Raw genomic sequence first — 19,942 nt, forward strand, 5'->3', positions numbered from 1 at the left:
ACGATCTTACCATTTATATCGCAGCATGCCCTTTCCGGCATAATTGCTGCTCGCTTCCGAAAATTCCGAGTCAAAAGCCGCACCCAGCGACAAGCCGTTGTCCCACAGCATTTCGGCTGAAATGCTTGCAAGGCCCGTATCGCGCGAGACTGAAGCGCCGTTCACGACAAAGCTGGCCCCTGGCAGTTCGACGAAGGAAGCCGAGGTGATGCGGTCATTGTTGAAGTTCCTCACCCACGCAACCCTGCCGCGCAGGGTGAAAACTCCGTCGCCGAGCGCAAAGGATCTGTCTGCTCTCAAGCCCAGTTCGCTACGCCCGACCGTTTCCTGCCGGGATGCATAGTCGAGTGCATAGGTATCCTCACCACTGCCGACCTTTTCTCCATAGGACGGCAGGTCGAGGCTGACGAACTGCCCGGCGGCATAGGGTGTAATCCCCATCCATGGCGTGTCGAAACGATAACCGGCTTCCAGACGACCTGACCATGCGTTGGCGTCATAACCGGCCTGTAACGTATCGAAACCATTCAACGTGACAGCGCGTTCTGTCTCGATATCCTGCCAGCCATAAGCCAGGACCGCACTGAAATAAGCATCTCCGACCGTCTGGCGACCATAAAGGCCCAGTTGGAACAGGTCGGAATTGCCGCTGCCGAGACCATCGGAGACGCTGAAACTGCTATGTCCGCCACCCACGGCAAAGCCGAGCAAGGTATCGGGCGACAGCCGGTAGTCGGCGCCGACGGCCATACCGTTGATCCTGCTGCGCAAATCATGCGATCCGATGTTGCTGTCGCCCTCGACCGAGCGCGATGAGCCAAAGCCTGCACCCCATACATTCCAGCGGGTCTTGAAAGGATCGTGTTCAACGGAGGCTGCTGTTTTCGTTCCTCCCGCGACCAACGGATCGGCCAGCGTCGCCATGAACTGGCTCATCGCATCGACGGTCGTCTGTTGAACGGCCGTCGCCAGTTCGCCCGATGCTACGGTCAGATCTTGCGCATCCAACCCGCCATAGGCCAGCGGGATCTGTCCTTCACGATTGAAATAATCGACCAGCGTCGCCGAGACATTGCGCTGGTTCATGTTGAGACCGATGATGTTCAGTGTCAGGTCGAGATAGACATTGCCGGCATCGTAGCTGAGGTTTGAGCTGAAGCTCTGCGGCAGATCGGTCGCCAGTTCCGCACTGAACCGAGTATCGCCAATTCCGCCGCCCGCATTGAGGATCGTATAGCGGCGCATGACATATTTATCGGGTGCGAACGTCGCTGCCACCGTCGCGCCACCCAAATCCGCCCGACCAGTAACATTGACCCGATCGGCGTCAGATGCCGAAACCTCCACGGCATAGGTCGATGTGCCGGTGAAGCTCAAATCGCCGCTCACCGTCAGCGTTCCGATGGAATTGCCGGGCGCAAGCGTGCCCCCGTCGATATGCGTGGTGGAAACGTTGCCATTCCCCCCAAGTTCGCCGCCTCCATAGACGGTGACCAGCGATGAGGTCGCGATCGAGCCGTTGATCGCCAGCCGGCCATCATAAACGCCGGTCGCGCCCGAATAGCTGCTGTTGCCGCTGAGAACGGTTGTACCCTCGCCGATCTGCCAGACTGCGCCTGTCCCGGAAATGGCGCCCGAAAAGCTGTACTTGTCCGCGCGATTGAAGGCGAGCGAAGCATTATTGACGATATTGCCCGCAATCCCTCCGCTATCACCAAGCCCGACCACCAGCGTTCCGGATTGCAACGTGGTGCCACCACCGTAGCTGTTATTGCCTGCGAGCACCGTCACGCCGCTGCCGATTTGCTCGAGCGAACCGGAACCGGAAATATCGCCTTTCAGCACGACCGTTCCAGAACGATTGATGATGAACTGCCCATTGTTCTCGACATTGGCGGTAAGCGTGCCATTTTCGCTGCCATCCCCCAGTTGCAGTGTGCCGGAGGATATAGTGAGGCCACCGCCATACTGATTTCTGCCGGTAAGAACGAGTGTACCGGCGCCCGCCTGCTCCAGCTTTCCCTCGCCCCACACCATGCCGTCGAAGGTCACCGTATCGGAACGATTGAAGGCCAGCGTGCCGTCATTGAGCACGTGACCGGTGATGGAACCGGACGTACCGCCATTGCCGATTTGCAGGCGCCCGGCTGCAATCGTCGTCGCGCCGGTATAGTTGTTGCTGCCGGTCAGGATGGTTGTGCCTCGTCCAATCTGTTGCACCCCACCCGAACCGCTGATCGTGCCTGCATAAGTCATCGTGTCGGCGCGGTTGAAGGCAAGGATGCCGTCATTCTCGACATTGCCCTTGATTGAGCCGGTCATCCCGCCATTGCCGATGACCAGCGCGCCGGATTGAATAATCGTACCACCGGTATAACTGTTCTCGCCTGCAAGAACCGTCGTTCCAGCGCCGATCTGGTTAACGTTGCCGCTGCCGCTGATAGCACCGGAGAAAAGCACTGCATTCGAACGATTGAAGGCGAGCGTGCCATTATTCACGACATCGCCTTCGATCCAGCCTGAATTACCGCCGTTCCCAAGTTGCAGCGTGCCATGGGCGATGGTCGTCCCGCCATAATAGGCGTTGTCGGCGGTGAGAATGGTCATACCGGGGCCCGCCTGCACGAATGAACCGGTGCCGACGATCAGCCCTTCGAAATTGTAGTTGTTCGACCGGTTTACGGCCAGAATCCCTTCATTCAGAACACCACCGATGATAGAGCCTGTGGTTTCGCCATCGCCGATCTGCAACGTTCCACCAGCGATAAACGTGTTGCCGGTATAGCTGTTTTCACCAGTGAGGACAGTGGTGCCCGCCCCTGCCTGGATCAACGCGCCCGCCCCCCAAAACCATGCCGGAATAGGTGTAGCTGTTCAGGCGGTCGAAGACGAGACCGCCATTATTGACGATATTGCCCGCAATCGAACCCGTGGTGCCGCCATTGCCGATTTGCAGGAAACCGTTGGCAATCGTGGTACCGCCGCTATGGCTGGCACCGCCGCTGATGATAAGCGAGCCCGCCCCTTCCTTATATAGCGAGCCGCTGCCCGACACATCGGCGGTCAGATCGAGCGCCGTGCCAAGCAGCGTGTCGACTGTCGCCGTACCGGAAAGTTCAAAATCGCGGGCCAAGGTAATATCGCCAAGCGTCGTGAGCGTTGCATTGCTGATTGAAATGCCTGCCGCTCCGGTGCCGATATTCTCTGCCTCGTATATTGCGAGCATACCGCCCAGAATATTGGTCCGCCCCTGAAAACTGTTGTTGCCGGTCAGGACCAGAATGCCGTCGCCGTCCTTGGTCAGGCTGCTATTGGCGCTTGCGCCCGTTATGTCGCCCGCAAAAACCGTGTCCTCATCCTGATTGACGGTAAGACTCGCATTATCGATAGCGATGATACCGTCGCTGCCCCACAAGGAACGCATGGTCAGGGCATTGCCATTGAGATCCAGCGTACCGCCGGTCATCACATAGTCGGTCATATCGGGCAACGCACCGGCGCTACCTGCCGCCATGCGCAATGTTCCCGCTTCTATCAGCGTGCCACCGGACCATCCGTTGGCCGTATTTCCGGCAAGCAGCGTGCCATCGCCCTGCTTGGTCAACGAACCGGAACCGGAAATAATCCCGGTCAGTTGCAGTTCCGTGCCCGATGCGACATCAAATGCCGCTTCACCACCGAGCGTTACAAGACTGCCAAACGATATGGTGCCGATCGTCTGTAAGGTGCCGTTGTTGATCGTAAGATCGTTCCTGGCCTGCCCTAGATTATCCGCCGCCGAAATCTGTAGGGTGCCCGCACTGAGGATGGTGCCGCCGGAATAACTGTTGGAACCGGACAGAATGAGCAGCCCGTCACCGGTTTTCTCAAAACCCTTGCTTCCGGTAATCGTCGATTCGATTGTTGCGGTTTCACCGGCCAGTACCCGTAATTCCGGCACGGGGATGATAATACCATTTCCCGAGTAGCTGATGAGGTTCAGGGCGGTGCCCCCGGTGATAGTATAATCGCCCCTCACGAATTGTAGGCCAACAGCTGTTTGCGTTCCATCCAGCGTGACCGTACCGCCAATGCCGCGGAACACCCCATAGGCGCTTCCCCATCCCGAACCCAGTGCGCTGCTGCCGCCCAGCGGATCGAGCCAGTTCTGATCCGATGCCGACCAGGTTCCATCGCCGCCGTCAAGAGCCGATGCACTGCCGCCCCATACCTGGAGAAGGTCCAGACCGTTCGGCAGCGCTATGAGATCCACGACATTCGGCGCGTAATCGATGGCATATGAATAACCGATGGGATCGGTAATCGGCGTTTCGCCTACCACCAAACCGGCATTGGCAGTCGTCAGCGCTCCGCCATAGGAAATCAGACGATGATAGCCGATCAATGCGCTATCGGAGGTGCCGGTGACATTCACTGTCGCACCGTTTAATGTCAAATCACCGTTGACCTGAATGGACGCAGCCTTATGGGCGTTGGACGTGCCTAGATCGTAGTTAAAGCTCGCCCCACTCTCCAGCGTGAGATCGCCGTTGACCTTCAGTTGCGACTGCGAACCGGCAATGATCGTACCGCCGCTCCTGACCATGGTACTGCCCAATGTGCCGGAACCACTCAGTGTGCCGCCAGTGTTGACGGCGACATTGCCACCGACCACAGCCGAACTCGCCAGGACCACACTGCTGTTGTCGATATTCGACTGACCGGAAAACTGGGCCAGTCCCTGCCCGGAGACTGTCGTCGTTCCGCCAAGGAAATTGACCGTGCCGGTGCCTTCCACCGTCGTATCGAAGCGGTAGCCGGTCGTATTATGATTGAGGTTGAGCGTGCCCTGATTGCCCAGCGCCACAGTGCTGTGAATTGTTCCGGCTGCAGCCGCGGTATCGCCCGTAGCCGCGCCAACATTCACGATACCTTGCGCGCCGTTCTGTCCGACCTGCAAGACGCTGCCCGCCGCAGCCTGTCCAACGCTTGCGCCATTCGACACCGTCAGCGAACCGTTCCCGACCGAACCGACATCGATTTCAGCAACATTCAGGAGCGAACCGGCACCATCAACCGTGATCTGCGCCGCATTGCTGCCCGGATCACCCGCACCAACGTGTAACTGCCTGCCGTGAACCGCGCCGCCGTCCGTCACAGAAAGGAGAGCGCCAATATCGGCGGTGCCACCGAAATGAAGCGTGGAACCCTTCCCGCTGACCGTCAACCCATTTTGCAAACCCGCAATCGCCGATGCAGTGTCGCCGACGGAAAGATCGCCGCCGACATTAACCCGCCCACCATTTTCAACATTCAGCGAGTCATCGCCGTAACCTCCAACATTCAACGCGCCGCTTATGTTGAGGCTGGTGCCGCTGCCCGTCACCTCCAGCAAGGCGCTTTCACCCTGCACCGAACCGATAAGAACGTCTGTGGTGTTGAGCTGAGCACCGGAGGCCAGAACCAGTGTTCCGCCATGAACACCGAGATCGCCGCTGAACGTTTCAGCCGAGCCGGTCAAAGTCCATGTGCTGCTGTCACGCTTCTCCAGCGCGTCGAACCCCTGAAATCTCCTTTCAAAACCAGTCAGTTCGAACTGAGCCGTACCGCTTCCGCCGAAGACCAGCGTGTTCTGGGCGCTCGAACCCGCAACCACCTTGCCGTTGAAGGTGTAACCCGCTCCGAGGACCAGCGTATTGTTGCTGCCGGAAAACGTAACTGCATTGGCGTAGGAACCGTCCTGATTGACACCGCCGGAAATCGTACCGGCGTTGAACAACGTCGCGTCGCCGGACGAGAAATAGACCCCGACCCCCGCGGTTCCGTTCTGCCCATCCGCGCCCTTGTACCACCAGGATGGCGGATTGAAGGGAGCTGATGGCGCTTTACCACCAGCACCGGCGTTGCCGCCCGAGATACTGGCCCCGTTTACATTGGCCAGCGTTCCGCCGGCCCTCATGGACATACCGATGCCGCCGTCGCCACCTTTGCCGCCATTACCGCCGGTATCCGCACCACCACCGCCGCGTCCACCGTTGCCTCCATTACCACCGCTTATGGCACCAGCATTAGTGATGGTTGCAGCCTCGCCCGTCGACGTGATCCCGTCGCCACCACGACCTCCGTGTCCACCATCGGACGCCGTATTGCCGCCGGGCAGACTTGCACCGCCCCGCCCGCCATCGCCACCACGCACCGTGACACCTGTTTCAATCGCGATTACGGATTGACCCGAACTGCTGATAGCGTCTCCACCGCCACCGCCGTCGCCACTGCGTCCGCCGCCGGTTGTAAGCGTGTCATAAGATGCGGACGGGATCGAAATCGGGCTGGAACATTCAATCTCGCCCTCATCGTCCTCGCAGACCATGATGCTGCCGCTGTTGTTTTCGTCCGCATGCATGCCCGAGATGCCGCCAGCCCCGCCAGCACCGCCCATGCCCCCTAAAATCGTGCCACCGCTGCGGACAGTAAGGTTGAAAGCCGTTGATATGCCGGTGCCACCGCCGCCACCGCCACCGCCACCCCCGCCGCTGCCACCCTCGCCCGGAGAAACAGTGAAGACGTTCCATACGGTAACGCCGTCGCCACCTTTTCCGCCAGCACCACCAGCACCACCATCCCCACCAATGACCGTCTGCTGGTGCAATGTCATCACATCGCCGGTGAAAATCGCGCCCGTTCCGCCCCCACCGCCTCCGCCCCCGCCACCGCCGGAAGCGCCATTGCCGGTTGCAAATGCACTTTGCCCCTTTTTCCCGACATCGCCTGGCTTGCCGCTATCGCCAGCCAAACCGCGCAGGAGCAGAACACCGGGGACCGAACTCCCTAGATATCCAATGACACCGTTGGTGCCCGCTTCACCGCCATGCGCGCTTCTTGCACCTTCGCCACCAGCGCCGCCCCTTCCGGCGGAAGCGTTATTGCCAACGTGATTCCCACCCGCGGCACCGCCTGCTCCACCTCCGCCGCCGCCACCGCCGGACATGGCGGAAGCACCGGAGCCCTGTCCGCCCGGATTTCCCTTGGCGTCGAAATGCGATGGGGGCGTGCCTTCCGCACCGCCCGCACCACCCGAGCCAGATTGCTGCTGGGCACGGACGGGCCCTACAAATGAGGAATTGCTGATGACTGCTGCGGGAACCATGAGCGCGCACAGAACGCGACCCAGCGCAGTCGAATTCGCGAAGCGACGTTTCCCCCGTTTCCATTGCCTGCAGGTCGCCGATGTCCCACCCGGGCCGTTGACAGCCTGGTTGCGGAGGGGCAATTCCCGCCAGCCCAAATTGCTCATTCGCAACCGCCCGCCAAATGTTATTCGTCATCAAAGGATTTGCTAAACTATTGAATTCGGCAAGAGTTTTGGGACCAACCAACATTCCGGTTTGTTGAATTAACACAGACGCATTAAACTCAGCTGCAGACGAAAAGGATTAGAATGAAACACGGAACCCGAGCGTTCCGTTATACGCATAGCGGTCACCCAGCTTGACAGGCTCGTATCTCCGGACCGTTCATCATAGACTGGGTACTTGTCATTGTTCTTGTTGTAGCAACCGCCCCACCGACGCCGCCTCACACGCGTTCGGTACGGCTGGTGAAGTAGTGGTCCAGGAAACGTTGACCTCGTCCCGTCGAAGAAACTTGCTGTAAGATTGGCGATACCGTGGATGTGGTAGGCCTAATTAATCATGCGACAACTGTTGTACCATGAGTTTTCATTGTCCGCGCCACGCCAAGTCTTTTCCTCACCTCCAGATTCTTGTGCGAGGGTGAAGTGTCAGCGTGGAGCGTGCTGGGAGCGGCTTTCGTATGTTGTGGAGAGTGAGCTATTTTTGAACGCCAAACCGTCATTTGGCGGGTTTTTGGTATTTTTGGTTGCGGGGCGCGCATTATCTTACCGCCGTCTCGTGCCTCCGAATATACTTGCGCCACCAACTATATCGAGCATCGCACCACCAAGACAAAACATCCTTGGACCAATGGCCAGATCGAGCGCATAAACCGAACCATCAAGGACACCACCGTCAAGCGCTTTATTATGAGAGCCGCGACCGACTCCGCCAGCATCTCGACAATTTCGTATCGACCTACAATTTTTACCCGACGATTAAAGACCCTCAAGGGCCTCGCTCCATATGAATTCATCTGCAAATACTGGACAAAAGAGCCAGAACGATGCAGGTTCATCCCGATCCATCCATGCCTGTGATCAAACGTCTAAGGGGCAACTCCAACCTTGAAAAGCCAAAAACTCTACGACAGAATCCAGGGCGATATTACTCCTTTCTTTGTTTCAAAACGTTGCTGTTACAATAACGGTATCAATATAGATACCCGGTGCCGGTGCTATTGCGAGTGGCGTTAAAATTTCCGCGCAGACCTGATGATTATCGACAATGTTGACGGTATTGCCGTTACCGGAAAGAACATTCTTGTCGTCCCATGCCGCTTTACATCCTGCTTGGAGCAGTTTGTAGGGTAAAAAATTATTGTCACTCTTTAATCGTGCGACACCATTTTCAGGATTATCGCCGCTATTTATACTGATTTTGTAGGGCGTCTGATATGTGCAACGAATACCGACATTGCCATAAGCACGGAACTGGCCTGCACCCCTGGACGTAAACTCAAGTCCATTTTGATTTCCGAAATCAATGTCCTGAAAATTCTCCAACTGGCAGTTCTTGGTAACATTCGCAGTTGTCATAAAATTACTGAAGATCGTTCCGTCGGGATCGGCAATACCTGAACTGCACGATGACGCAGGGGTGCCGGTATTGAACTTGTATTGTGTGACCAGTTGATAAGCGTTGCTGTAAACGCCCGCCTTCACACGATCCTGCTGTTGGCGGTCGAGATAAGTTAATGTGAGTTGCTGTGAGGCAATGGTGCTCTGATTTGATGGCGACCAATTGGTATAATGTGTCCAGCCAACAGTTGATCTTGTGCTACCATACTTTCCAACCGGCATATCTCCACCATTTTGAAGCCTCATCTGCCAGGCAAGATGCGCATTGGCGTCCCGCGCCTGATAGAAAGTGCTGCCTGCTTGCGAGTTTGCCTGATTGCCATCTGCAGCCTGTATGTAGGTGCAAAATTGTATACTGTTGAATTTAATGGACGATCTGCAATTATACTCCACCTGACTTGTTGCCGATGCAGCCGCATTCCCCACAACATCGACCACTGTATTGCCGAATGTGCCAAGGCTCTTAAGGGTACAGACCCCACCGCCACCGGCCGCAGCCGGTGACAGTTCTAATGTGAGGATGGCAAATATGATCGGAGCCAGCAGGCAGAGGAAGATGTTCGACTGAGCCGTTTTGTGACTGCCCAGGCATCTGCTAGGGGGGAAAACACCCGACATATACATGAAAGCTCTCCGTTTCATTTACATATCACCCCGCCAATTTCAGGTATGGAGCCCGGAACCGGCTTGTAATCAAAGCTTGCATGGCATGTGCCAAGCCCTTCGGGCAACGTTACGGTCAGGTTGTTTTTCGGAGACAGGTCGGTAAGCCATACACGGCCGTCATACCCCATAACTGCGGGCTGTCCTGTTCCGTCCTGCAAGACTTCCGCTCCCATCGGCAAAGGTTTGCCTTCTGCATTTGTCAGTATGACCGTCGCAGCGCTCATTCGTTTTGTTCCAAAATCAATGACAACACCGGATCGATCTGCGGGCACAACAATGGCCTGCGTGCTCTCGGGCTGGAGATCGACAGCCAGGTTCGTGGGGTCGATGGTGACCGTATTGTTTTGATAGGATTGCAGGTCCGATACAACAGCATGTCCAGAGGAATTGGTATTCGTGACATGCCGACCATTGAGTGAAACTGGCGCATTGGGCCCGCCGCCCTTGACGACAGCAAAGGAGTCGCTGACCTGATTGACAAAGAATATACCGCCACCGGCAATGATAAGCGCACCATCTGCCGTGGCCGTTATGCGGCCCATGTCACCAGCCTGATCGACGGAACCGGAGAACTCGCCAAAGGAGGAACGATAATCAACGGTAGCTGAGCGGTTACCTCCGCCTCTTAGATTTTCGCGATCGCGCAATGACCAGGCAATCGGGTCTTCGCCAAGGCGCGCAGATTTTGTCAAAGTGGTATCAACACCATCACTATCGGCACTGACCGAGGCCGTCATGTTATCGCCAATCGGAATGCTGAACCCCACAAAAAACCCATAGTTCTTGCGTTTTTCGAAATCCGTATAGGCGGTCGCATAGAGAGAGGCCTTTTCGAACACGGTTCGTGACCACGAAACACTCAAAAGACTGGCATCGTCACCTTTGCCTGCACCGCGCACGCGGGAGAAATTAATTCCAAGCGAAGAGGGGTCAAAAAAGAGCGGGAAAGAAATGCCCACATTGTCGATGCTGCGCGCGCGAACGGAGACCGGTGTTTTTGCTCCATGCAGCCGGTCAACGACCAAGCCGATATCATTGTAATCACCAAAACTACGACTGGTATCGGCATAGAACGAATAGCCATTATATCCGGTCTGAAACGTGGCTGTCGCCTTGCCACCGTTCTCAACGCCGCCTGCGCCACTGTAACGGCTGACAGCCAATGAGGCACTAAACGATCCGAAAGACCCCAGACTGGTGATGAAACCAGCGCCACCGTTGACCAGACCTCTGGTGGCTTCAAAATGGCCTTCTATGGTTAGCCAGTCAGTCAGACCGTATCGCACGCTGGCGGAACCTGCTAGATTTTGATCATATTCAAAAGAGTTCTCACCATAGCCAAGACGGGGAAAGCCGAGTTCGGTCGAGAAGTCAAAAATTCCCTTACCCACCATGTTGGGTCCGTAATAGTAAGCGTAACGTGTACGGATTTCACGACCAAGTGCATCGCGCATGACAATGCTTGCGTCACCATTGCCATTGATAAAGGGAAGTCCGCGGAAATCGAATGGGCCGGCCGGCACATTGCCTGAGAAGACTTTGATATTATTAAGATAAAGGTCCAGCGATGAAGGCAGGGAGGCGCTGCCGGACAGATTGGGAACCGGGGAGGTGACGAGATCGGGGCGAATGGCGAAATTGCGCTTTAACTGAATGCCGCCAAATCGCCAGGAGGAACTCCAGGGAAGGCTGCCAGAAATACTGTCACCAGCCTGATACACCAATGCTCTTTTGGGATCGGTATAGCGCCAGCTACTATCGAGACGGGTTAGTCCGTTGCTGAATTCACTCGTCTTGTCCACGAAGGCATCAAACTTGCCAAGCGCCGAGGTCGAAGTGACACCGTATGGTGTCAAAAGCCGCGCATCAAAACTGCCGCTAAAGGCTTTGTGCGAACCACCGCCCCAACCCGTGGCGCCATACAGCGTGTAATTAAGGACAAAGCCCAGATTGGAGCGCACGCGGGAAAAGTCGATGGGTTTGGCTGTTGAACCGATATCGATGCGTTTAGGGACACGAGCGGCATCCGGTGCAGTAAAGAGTATGAGCTGGCGCGGTTCATCATAGCGCCATGTAACGCCGACCAGCGTATCGAGATCAATCAAGCCATCCGGACCTAACTTGCCAATCTTTGACTTGATGCCTGCAGTCTCCAAGTCACCCGGTGTGACAACAAATCTGCCATTGGGCAGACGCTTGAAAGCGGCGATCGCATCGGTTGGCTGATCATTAATAACAACACCGAGCATAAATGTTTGTGTTGAAGGGTTGGCGGGCGCGGCTTCTTCAGCCTGTGCCACTCTGGTGCTTGCGGATAACAAGCACCAGAGCGTCATTACTAATCTAGTGGCCCGAGACAACGACTGACTGGTTAACGGCATAGTCGTCCCCTTCGGCCTTGATGGTGACTTTGTCCCCGGTCCGAATGGAGCCGACTGCAACGGCCCAGCGCATGGTGCTGCCGGGCAGCACATAGCCATTGAGACCACTGCCAAAACTGACGCGTGCGCCAGGCGTTGAAGCACTTAAATTAGCAACCTTGGCATGACGTGTGCCCGAGTTGGTCGCTTCGATCACCAGCTCCTTGCCTTTGCGCTGCATTTTCCAACGCAAATCTGCACTCGCGGATTGATCGGAAAAAAACACCGGAATGGAATATTGTGTGGCAAAATTGATGACGGTGTTGCGGCGACGAACATTGATGTCAGGCAGTTCATCAATGAGGAGACGATAGCTTTGCTCAATCTTTTGGGAAGGCGCTCCAAGATGAGCGACACGGATCGTATAGGTTGTGTCTGGCCGCAGCGCGGCAGCAGGCGGACTAACGATAACGTCATTGGCAGGCATCAATTGGTCTACACCCGCGACCTGAGTCCATTTGTAAGCACGAATCTGAACATTGGTTGTACCGTCGGTATTATTGCGAAGTGTGACGGAGGATGTACGGGCGGGTGCGGTGAGATCGAGGGAAATCGGCGACACCTGCAAAGATGCGGCCTGAACGCTACTCACGCAAACCAACCCGGAGACAACCGCCAGCAAGACTGAAATTCTGGACATGGAAATATCTCCGGGAGGGTTTTAGAAGCTAACCTCAATGGATACAGTGTCGGAATATGCGCCGGTCGCAGGTGTGGCCTGCTTGGGAATGCGTCCATAAACCGGGTACGATTGGATAACACCATTGCCTACGCCGCTAAGTATAGACGAAGTGTCTATAAGCCGTCCCCACCATAGAGTGCGAGCAGAATCTCGGTATAGATCATATGATACAAAAGAACCGCCATTGCTCATCTGGCGATGACTATTAGATGGATTGAGCCCGTAACCGAGACCTATTTTATAAGCTATGCCTTTGCTACATTGAATCTCAACACCAGTGCTGGCAGCAGTTTGCTCGTCATGATCCTTATCATTCAGGTTATTCAAGCTTCCGAAGTCGAGAACGGACTTATCTCCACTTTTCAACTCACAAGCCGCTCCAATATTGACTTTGACCTGCAATTTACCATTGACTTGTGCAGCATTAGCAGCCGGCACCAACCCTGCCAAGATCATCAAACAGGATATGTTGGTCATTAGTTTTAAAGTATACATAATATTCTCCTTTAGTGTGCGTTCTGTTTGAATTAATGTTCTGCTTATAGTCATACTTACATCGCGAAATTAATATGTTGTTTTTCCATATCTAAAATAGAGAATTATTGTCGGCGTACTGTAAAAAATCATGCATCGTGAAAGCATGAGAATGTTTTACATGATTTTCATTTATACGGGATGAATTGCATTAATACCCGGATATTATCCACGTAATACTGGAAATAGTAAATTGTATCGCAAGGCATTTAATGCAGAATATACAAACAACTTACTATAGAATGATGTATAGCTTAAATTAACAATAATGTTAGCATTAATACTTTTATTAATCACGCAAATTCCAAGGATGGCTATTCAAAATAAACCGCAATTTCATGAGGAAAAATCTTGATTTCCAATTATTTAATTGGATAATCTGCTATAATACTAATTAATGCAATATTATAATTACTGAATTTATGTATATTTCTTGTGGGTTGCTATGTCTTGATCTGAGTCATTTCCCTCAAGGACATTTTGAACGTGCCAAAGTTTGTCGAGGAATCCTAACCGGGACAATGCCGGGGCTCACGCTCCTTCTCCACAATGAACACAGAAAACACGTTATCGGAATACTTATACAAATATTCAGAAGGTCGCGACAACAGTTACAGTATCATTATACGTTCCGGAGGATGGGGTTGCTTGCTTCAAAATTACGCCGTACACGATATGCTTCTGTATAGTTCCGTCACCTATACCAGACCATACAAATGTTCCACCCTTTTCTTCAAGTCCCCATCGTTGATAATTATTCGGCTGTAAATAAAGTTGATAGTCAATATATTCAGAGCCAGATTTCATTCTGCGTAAACAAACATTACCGGGAGATTTGGGGTTCTGTCCCGCATCTAATCCTACCTTGAATGCAATGCCTTTGCCGCATTGAAGTTCAATGCCAGAGCCGGTAGTCGTTTGTGCCTCATGATCCTTATCGTTCAGATTGGTTAAATTTCCAAAATCAAGAACTGACGTGTCTCCGCTTTTCAACTCACAGGCTGATCCAATATTAACCTTGACCTGCAATTTACCATCGACTTGCGCTGCATGAGCGGCGGATAGCAGTCCTGCCGAGATCATGAAACAGGATATACTGAGCATAGTCTTTCTTGTATGCATAATACTCTCCTTTAGTGTGTTTCTGTGTTAGTCTTGGCTTCTTCCCTGTCAGAATTGCGAGGCGATTACGCATGTTGTCTCGCCTTTTAAATGTATAGGAGGCTGTAGCCGTCGTTTCCCAAACCGTGCCGCAACGACCACCAACTTGGGAGGGCGAACCAGCTGCAGCGGCAGTTGTCGGGACACAGAAAACTCAGCTACAGACAGCGAAAAACACTCAGTGATGTAAGGGTACACACCAGTTTTGAACTGGTCTCACTGCTTTAACGACATGGGGGACAAATACTGAGGCCACTGGTCATGCATACTCAAGATCTTAAACCTGAACGGACAAGCTTATATGGACGCAAAGAGATTTATACGGAAATCAGATAGGTGGTTATGCTTTATTAAATGCAATAAAGAATATCGCCTTATTATCTTTTGCGCGGATTGTGCTGGAGTTTTATTAAATTCACAGTGATGAAATTATATTAAATTATTATTGCGTCAATCGTAATAAATAACTCCATATTTATTATGTTTTGATGAATAAAATTTATAACTCTTATTCAAGATGTTGGTAGCTTATTTTTATTCATAAGACAGGTTGATGTCTGCTTGAGTTCCATTATTTTTAATTGAGCATTCATTGGGTCAGGAGGGCTGGCCGTGTTCCAGATTCTATCGCAAAGTTCTGGCTGGATGTATGTGGTCTTATTTCCGGGCACAATTAGTCCCAGAGCGTTTCCGTGTTTTTCTGAGCGACAGCGGTTCCCAAATCAGTTTTGTTCTGCTTCATTGATGAGACCTGGATCAAGGCCAACATATCGCTGATCAGGGGCTGGCGTCCAAGAGGCAAGCGACCTGCGGACATTTGCACCGTATGGCCACTGGCGCACGCTGACATTCCTGAGTTACTTGAGAAACGATCGGCTTACAGCACCCTGTCTTCGACGGACCGACGAACGGCCAATCGGAGACGCCGCGCGCCTTATCAGATCCAACGAGGCCGATACCGCGATCTGCGTAGGGACGGAAGCCTGTGTGATTAAAGTCAGCCTTGCCGGCTTTGCTGCCGCAAGATCGCTCTCAACTGGCTTCAATGAAACTCCGGAAAAGGCCTCCCGTTCCTTTGACGCTGGGTTTGTTATGGGAGAAGGTGCGGGAATCCTCGTAATCGAAGCCTTCACCCAGGCACTGGCGCGCTCATCATATCACATCTGGTCCGGAAGACGGCAGCGGCACACGCCGGGCAATAGAGATTGCAATATCTCAGGCATCCGTTCTTCCTGAAGATATCGCTCACGTCAATGCACACGCAACCTCCACACAGATCGGAGATCCAGAGAAATAAGGGCTATAAGATCCGTATTTGGTGCCGGGGCCAACGTCGCTGTCAGTGCAACCAAATCAACGACCGGCCATCTTCTGGGGGCCGCGGGGGCTTGAAGCAATTTTTACGATCCTTGCTTTGCGCGACCAGATCGTACCACCTACTCTTAATTTAAATGACCCGGACAGTGTCGGTAAAGGTCTAGGTTTCATGGCGAAAGAACCCAGTCGAAAGTCATGGAATATGCGCGTTCCTATGGTTTCGGCTTCGGAGGCGTGAATGCCAGCGTACTTTTCCGCCGTTTGGAGCGGCGAAATTTGAAGCAGCCTCAAAAAACCGAACCGACAGCCTCGGCGCGCTGTAAATTTCCTAACTTAAGGACTATCCCATGAATCGCTCAAAACCTGATGTTGCTCTTGTTACCGGAGCCTCTTTCGGCATCGGCCTGGCAACGGCAAAAGCACTGCTTAACGCCGGATACCGCGTGTTCGGGACGAACAGGCGCGCAAATTTTCAAAACTTGGAAGGTATAACCATGCTACCTTGTGACGTTACAGATGAGGCATCCGTGACAAGGTTGGTCGAGACCGTCTTGACGGAAGCCGGCTCGATTGATCTGCTGGTGAATAATGCCGCCCGCAATTTCGCACCGCGCTCGCAAAGAAGCTGATTGGTTCTTGCTCTGTAGGCACTACAGTGCTGCCTCTTTTCTGAAGCCGAGCGAGCAAGCTTGCCTTGCCTCCTGCGGCACTCTCGAACTGTCACAAACCCAATCCAGTTTATTCTGTAAGCTTGCAGTGACGGGCCATCATTTCGGCGAGGTGTTCCCGCCCCTCTTCATGCAACTTTTTGATCGCAACACTCATATCTGCTGCCCGCTCATCCTGTCCGAGCTTGAACTTGACTTCCATCTTCTCAATAGGCATTTCGTAGCCGACAATATTGCGCAGACGCCGCTCCAGACCACCGGGGGCCGAGTTCCTTCATCTGCCAAGGCTTGTCACGACCCTTTTCCATATGTTTGACGAGTTCTTGGAGATGCTTTGCAGTCGCTGCTTCCGATAAGATTTTGGGCGTGCCATGGATATGAGCAACCATGAAGCTCCAGGTCGGCGCGCTGTCCCTTTCCGGACAACCCGGATACCAAGACGATGACACATAATGACCAGCATCCATCAGGATTGCAATTGATGGCAGGCCACGTTTCAGAAACTCAACATGATCGTTGGATGCAGCAACATGCGAGACCAGCGTGCCGTTTTCGCCGCGTGTCCGATCCATCACGAAGACCGGGTGCGATATCGCAACGCCATCCTCATGGCTGGTGATCAAAGTACCAAGCACCATTCTATCTACGAGATCGAAAACCTCGGTCATATCGGACGGCTGGAAATAGGGCTTTGTATAGAGCATCGCTTGTCTCTTGATTTCAGGCGTGAACGGCGGGTATTCGATCCGACCAGGGGCACATGGCCTCCAACTGACCTGCAAGTTCGAATAGAAGATTTTCAGCCCCATAAGGGGCAATGAACTGGCTGCCGATTGGCAGGCCATCAGACGTTTCGTGAAGTGGAACGCTCATCGCAGGCAAGCCGGCAGCGTTGACCGGATGAGTGAAGGTTGTCAGCTCCAGAAACTGCCGGGCAAAACCCTTCCAATCGGGTGAGCGCACATCGAGCATGCCAAGCGGAAATGATCCAACCGGCATCACCGGACTTAGCACCACATCGCATTCTTCAAACAGACGACCAAAGCTGCGCGCCGTACCGTTCGCGGTCAAACGCGCTTGAATAACCTCTGTCGCAGTCAAGCCATTGCCATAAGCGGCCAACCCCAGATTTGAAGGCTCAAAATAGAGGTCATTGGCAGGCTTTGCCATCGTCGTGGCAACATCCGTCACTTCAATTGCGGTGTAAACGGCGATCAGTTTTTGTACGGCATCTGCAAGCTGAACGCCGTCAAAATCAGGCTTCACCCGAACAATGCTATGTCCCAGCTGTTTGCACAGCGCGATCGTGGCCTCCAGTGCTGCGACCGTCTGCTCGTCCACATCACGACGAAGGTCGGACTTCTGCCAGACGCCAATACGAAGCTTCCGCGGCGCCATTTTGACACTGTTGACGAACAGGTCCGTTTTGGCTGGGGCTGCGTAAAGCGAACCTGGTTCAAGCGCATCTGTCAAATCAAGCATCATTGCGGAATCGCGAACCGAACGCGTCAGCACATGATGGCTGACCATTCCACCCCAGTTTTCTGTCGAGACCGGACCGCATGGGACACGCCCACGCGACGGACGCAACCCGAAAAGCCCCCCACAAAATGCGGGGATACGGATCGAGCCTGCTCCGTCATTGCCATAGGCTACAGGCACCATACGCGCGGCAACAGCCGCAGCAGCGCCGCCGGAAGAACCGCCAATGCTGCGTGTCACATTCCAGGGATTAAGTGCAGGACCATGCAGCGAGGATTCCGTTGCGATATTGCAGGAAAACTCGGGCAAATTGGTCTTGCCTACCACAACCAGACCAGCAGATTTGTACCGTTTGACGAGCTCGTGATCGCGCTGCGAGATATTTCCCTCGGCCGCACGACATCCAAAGGACATTGCTGCACCGGCATAGGAAGGGCAATCGTCCTTCAACAAAACCGGAACACCGCTGAGCGGACCCGCTGGCAGCGATTTAAGCTGTTCTTCCGCCTGATCGCGCATCTCATGGATCACAGCATTCAGCTTGGGATTGCACCGATCAATCGCTGCAAATGCCTCATGAACAGCCTCATGCGGAGACAGAATTTTTGCGCGAATGGCCTCTCCCAAACCGACAGCGTCGGTCCGGGTGTAGTCAAAGGATGTAGACGTCATGGGGTTATCCCAATGCTAAGCTCGCAAAGCGGAGCGTTTTACTGTGTCTTGCTGACTGTCCAGAAACGAAGCGTATCACCAGCCCAGCCCTTGAAATCGTTCACTTTTGGGCCAGCAGCTGTGATCGATGGCAAGTTTACCAGACCAAGGATCGGAACCTGCTCGCCCATCAGTGTGTTGAGTTCGTTGAAGAGCTTCTTGCGTTCTTCGACATCACTCTTCGCTGAAACCTGCTTGAGAAGGTCTTCCGCCCTGGCATCATCCCACTGGCGCGCGGCATCAGCCTTCTTGTCACCGATCATCGACTGGAAAGACAACAGCGGATCAAGGCGAGCCGAATAAGCGAAAACGGCAAGTTCGTATGCGCCCCGACGATACTGATCGAGCTGGGTCGCCCAGTCACGCACTTCGAGCTGCGCATTTATCCCGGAGGCTGCAAGGAATGCCTGAACGATCGTGGCAACCTGCACGCGGTTCTGGCGGTTGGCGACCAGAAGGCTGATCGGTTCGCCCTTATAGCCTGCCTTGGTCAGCAGATCCTGCGCTTTGGCTGGATCATATGCCGGCCAGGCAGACGCCTGATTATCCGAATAGATGGTGTTTGGTGCAATGACCGACGGGTTTGGCGCGTACATGCCCTCACCGATCGCCGCTGCCAGTTGGTTAAGATCGATGGCGTGAGCAATTGCCTGACGCATCTGTGGATCTTTCAGCTTATCGGAAGTGGACTGAAGTTGAAGCACCATCCATGCAGGCGTCTGCTGCACATTGATCTTCATACCCTTCGCTTCCAGATCCTTGACGCCAGTCGGCTCCACCTCATCGATGAAGTCGATCTCACCGGAAAGCAGACCATTCGTGCGCGTGCTGGAATCTGGAACAGTCATGAACTGAATGGTCTTTACATGACCTTTCTTGTTCCCTCCCAGACCGTCGAGATCGCCGGACAGAGCCGAATAATCATCGAAACGGGTCAGGTCCAGATAACGGCCACGCTCCCATTTGGAAAAAGCATAGGGACCTGTACCAATCGGCTTTACAAACTTGCCATCCGCATCAACGGATTCCGGGCTCAGTATCCAAGGGGTACACTGGATGGTAGCCATGGTGATGACAAAGTTTGGCGCAGGAGCTGCGAAGCTGAAGCGCACCGTGTTGTCATCAACAGCCTCGACCGTCTTCAACTCGGAATCGACCTTGCCACTATAGCGATTGACGCATTGAAACGCTGTATCCGGCTTGAGATAACGCTCGAAATTCCAGACGACATCCTTGGCAGTCAGGTCTTTGCCATTCTGGAACTTGACGCCTTTGCGCAATTTGAATTCATAGACCGTATGATCGGCATTCGAGGTCCAGCTCTCTGCCAGCATCGGCTTGATTGCGAGATCGTCGCCATAAGCGACCAGACCTTCGGCAATATGGGCAACAACCATATCGGCATTTGCATCGCGATTAACGCCCGGATTGATGCTCGCAACATCAGAGTGAATGGCGACACGCAAGGTTTCCTCGTCTGCAGCAAGTACCTGGTGGGATGTGATGCTGAGCCCAAATAGCGCAATGCTAAGTGCAGAGCCTAGTGAGATTGAATTGAACATTTTGTTTC

General features: G+C 53.8%; 12 protein-coding genes and 3 pseudogenes. 4 read left to right on the forward strand and 11 right to left on the reverse strand.

The features are described from left to right. Positions 1–6: 6 nt before the first annotated feature. Positions 7–2,832: an autotransporter outer membrane beta-barrel domain-containing protein gene (locus OINT_RS18080; RefSeq protein WP_006469342.1), complete on the reverse strand. Its 2,826-nt coding sequence runs from the start codon at positions 2,830–2,832 to the stop codon at positions 7–9. After that, on the reverse strand, positions 2,792–7,273 hold the full coding sequence (locus tag OINT_RS22540) for an autotransporter-associated beta strand repeat-containing protein (protein WP_050791027.1): 4,482 nt from the start codon (positions 7,271–7,273) through the stop codon (positions 2,792–2,794). The genes OINT_RS18080 and OINT_RS22540 overlap by 41 nt, the downstream gene beginning before the upstream one ends. 624 nt (positions 7,274–7,897) lie before the next feature. Here OINT_RS22540 and OINT_RS23645 point away from each other — a divergent pair. Then, a pseudogene (locus OINT_RS23645) lies at positions 7,898–8,191 on the forward strand (integrase core domain-containing protein); the annotation flags it as partial. An 84-nt stretch (positions 8,192–8,275) separates the two neighbouring features. Here OINT_RS23645 and OINT_RS18095 read toward each other — a convergent pair. The 5 genes from OINT_RS18095 to OINT_RS18115 form a co-directional block, all read right to left on the reverse strand. After that, on the reverse strand, positions 8,276–9,355 hold the full coding sequence (locus OINT_RS18095; RefSeq protein WP_006470556.1) for a Csu type fimbrial protein: 1,080 nt from the start codon (positions 9,353–9,355) through the stop codon (positions 8,276–8,278). A 14-nt stretch (positions 9,356–9,369) separates the two neighbouring features. Next, complete coding sequence (locus OINT_RS18100; protein WP_006470555.1) at positions 9,370–11,697, reverse strand: fimbria/pilus outer membrane usher protein; 2,328 nt, start codon at positions 11,695–11,697, stop codon at positions 9,370–9,372. Between the two features lie 43 nt (positions 11,698–11,740). Further along, positions 11,741–12,457 carry a fimbrial biogenesis chaperone gene (locus OINT_RS18105; RefSeq protein ID WP_006469346.1) on the reverse strand — a complete coding sequence of 239 codons (717 nt, stop codon included), beginning with the start codon at positions 12,455–12,457 and terminating at the stop codon, positions 11,741–11,743. A gap of 21 nt (positions 12,458–12,478) precedes the next feature. Continuing rightward, complete coding sequence (locus OINT_RS18110; protein WP_006470554.1) at positions 12,479–12,994, reverse strand: Csu type fimbrial protein; 516 nt, start codon at positions 12,992–12,994, stop codon at positions 12,479–12,481. Positions 12,995–13,624: 630 nt separating this feature from the next. Continuing rightward, a complete protein-coding gene (locus OINT_RS18115) occupies positions 13,625–14,155 on the reverse strand; it encodes a Csu type fimbrial protein (protein WP_050791028.1) in 531 nt (176 codons plus the stop codon). 776 nt (positions 14,156–14,931) lie between these two features. Between OINT_RS18115 and OINT_RS24150 the strand changes: the two are divergent. The 3 genes and pseudogenes from OINT_RS24150 to OINT_RS18120 form a co-directional block, all read left to right on the forward strand. Next, a pseudogene (locus OINT_RS24150) lies at positions 14,932–15,110 on the forward strand (IS630 family transposase); the annotation flags it as partial. Beyond that, positions 15,110–15,862 (forward strand): annotated as a pseudogene (locus OINT_RS23140) (beta-ketoacyl synthase N-terminal-like domain-containing protein); the annotation flags it as partial. The pseudogenes OINT_RS24150 and OINT_RS23140, both read left to right, overlap by 1 nt. Next, positions 15,859–16,140 carry an SDR family NAD(P)-dependent oxidoreductase gene (locus tag OINT_RS18120; RefSeq protein ID WP_006469351.1) on the forward strand — a complete coding sequence of 94 codons (282 nt, stop codon included), beginning with the start codon at positions 15,859–15,861 and terminating at the stop codon, positions 16,138–16,140. The pseudogene OINT_RS23140 and the gene OINT_RS18120, both read left to right, overlap by 4 nt. A gap of 109 nt (positions 16,141–16,249) precedes the next feature. On the opposite strand, the gene OINT_RS24155 is transcribed toward OINT_RS18120, so the two are convergent. The 4 genes from OINT_RS24155 to OINT_RS18135 are packed head-to-tail and all read right to left on the reverse strand — an operon-like array spanning position 16,250 to position 19,934. Then, positions 16,250–16,396: a hypothetical protein gene (locus OINT_RS24155; protein WP_006469352.1), complete on the reverse strand. Its 147-nt coding sequence runs from the start codon at positions 16,394–16,396 to the stop codon at positions 16,250–16,252. Further along, positions 16,386–16,883: an FMN-binding negative transcriptional regulator gene (locus OINT_RS18125; RefSeq protein WP_006469353.1), complete on the reverse strand. Its 498-nt coding sequence runs from the start codon at positions 16,881–16,883 to the stop codon at positions 16,386–16,388. Before OINT_RS18125 ends, OINT_RS24155 begins: the two co-directional genes overlap by 11 nt. 16 nt (positions 16,884–16,899) lie before the next feature. Then, a complete protein-coding gene (locus OINT_RS18130) occupies positions 16,900–18,333 on the reverse strand; it encodes an amidase (RefSeq protein ID WP_006469354.1) in 1,434 nt (477 codons plus the stop codon). A 38-nt stretch (positions 18,334–18,371) separates the two neighbouring features. Then, positions 18,372–19,934 (reverse strand): ABC transporter substrate-binding protein, encoded by a 1,563-nt coding sequence (locus OINT_RS18135; protein WP_006470552.1) that lies wholly within the window; start codon positions 19,932–19,934, stop codon positions 18,372–18,374. Positions 19,935–19,942 lie beyond the last annotated feature (8 nt).

Origin of the sequence: Brucella intermedia LMG 3301 (genome assembly GCF_000182645.1) — a bacterium.
In the GTDB taxonomy this organism is placed as follows: domain Bacteria; phylum Pseudomonadota; class Alphaproteobacteria; order Rhizobiales; family Rhizobiaceae; genus Brucella; species Brucella intermedia.

Bases quoted from the DNA above. Each gene is read 5' to 3' on its own strand.
- OINT_RS18135 (WP_006470552.1), bottom strand. From the start codon at position 19,934: ATGTTCAATTCAATCTCACTAGGCTCTGCACTTAGCATTGCGCTATTT.
- OINT_RS24155 (WP_006469352.1), bottom strand. From the start codon at position 16,396: ATGCCTATTGAGAAGATGGAAGTCAAGTTCAAGCTCGGACAGGATGAG.
- OINT_RS18095 (WP_006470556.1), bottom strand. From the start codon at position 9,355: ATGTATATGTCGGGTGTTTTCCCCCCTAGCAGATGCCTGGGCAGTCAC.
- OINT_RS22540 (WP_050791027.1), bottom strand. From the start codon at position 7,273: ATGAGCAATTTGGGCTGGCGGGAATTGCCCCTCCGCAACCAGGCTGTC.
- OINT_RS18125 (WP_006469353.1), bottom strand. From the start codon at position 16,883: ATGCTCTATACAAAGCCCTATTTCCAGCCGTCCGATATGACCGAGGTT.
- OINT_RS18120 (WP_006469351.1), top strand. From the start codon at position 15,859: ATGAATCGCTCAAAACCTGATGTTGCTCTTGTTACCGGAGCCTCTTTC.
- OINT_RS18130 (WP_006469354.1), bottom strand. From the start codon at position 18,333: ATGACGTCTACATCCTTTGACTACACCCGGACCGACGCTGTCGGTTTG.
- OINT_RS18105 (WP_006469346.1), bottom strand. From the start codon at position 12,457: ATGTCCAGAATTTCAGTCTTGCTGGCGGTTGTCTCCGGGTTGGTTTGC.
- OINT_RS18115 (WP_050791028.1), bottom strand. From the start codon at position 14,155: ATGCATACAAGAAAGACTATGCTCAGTATATCCTGTTTCATGATCTCG.
- OINT_RS18110 (WP_006470554.1), bottom strand. From the start codon at position 12,994: ATGTATACTTTAAAACTAATGACCAACATATCCTGTTTGATGATCTTG.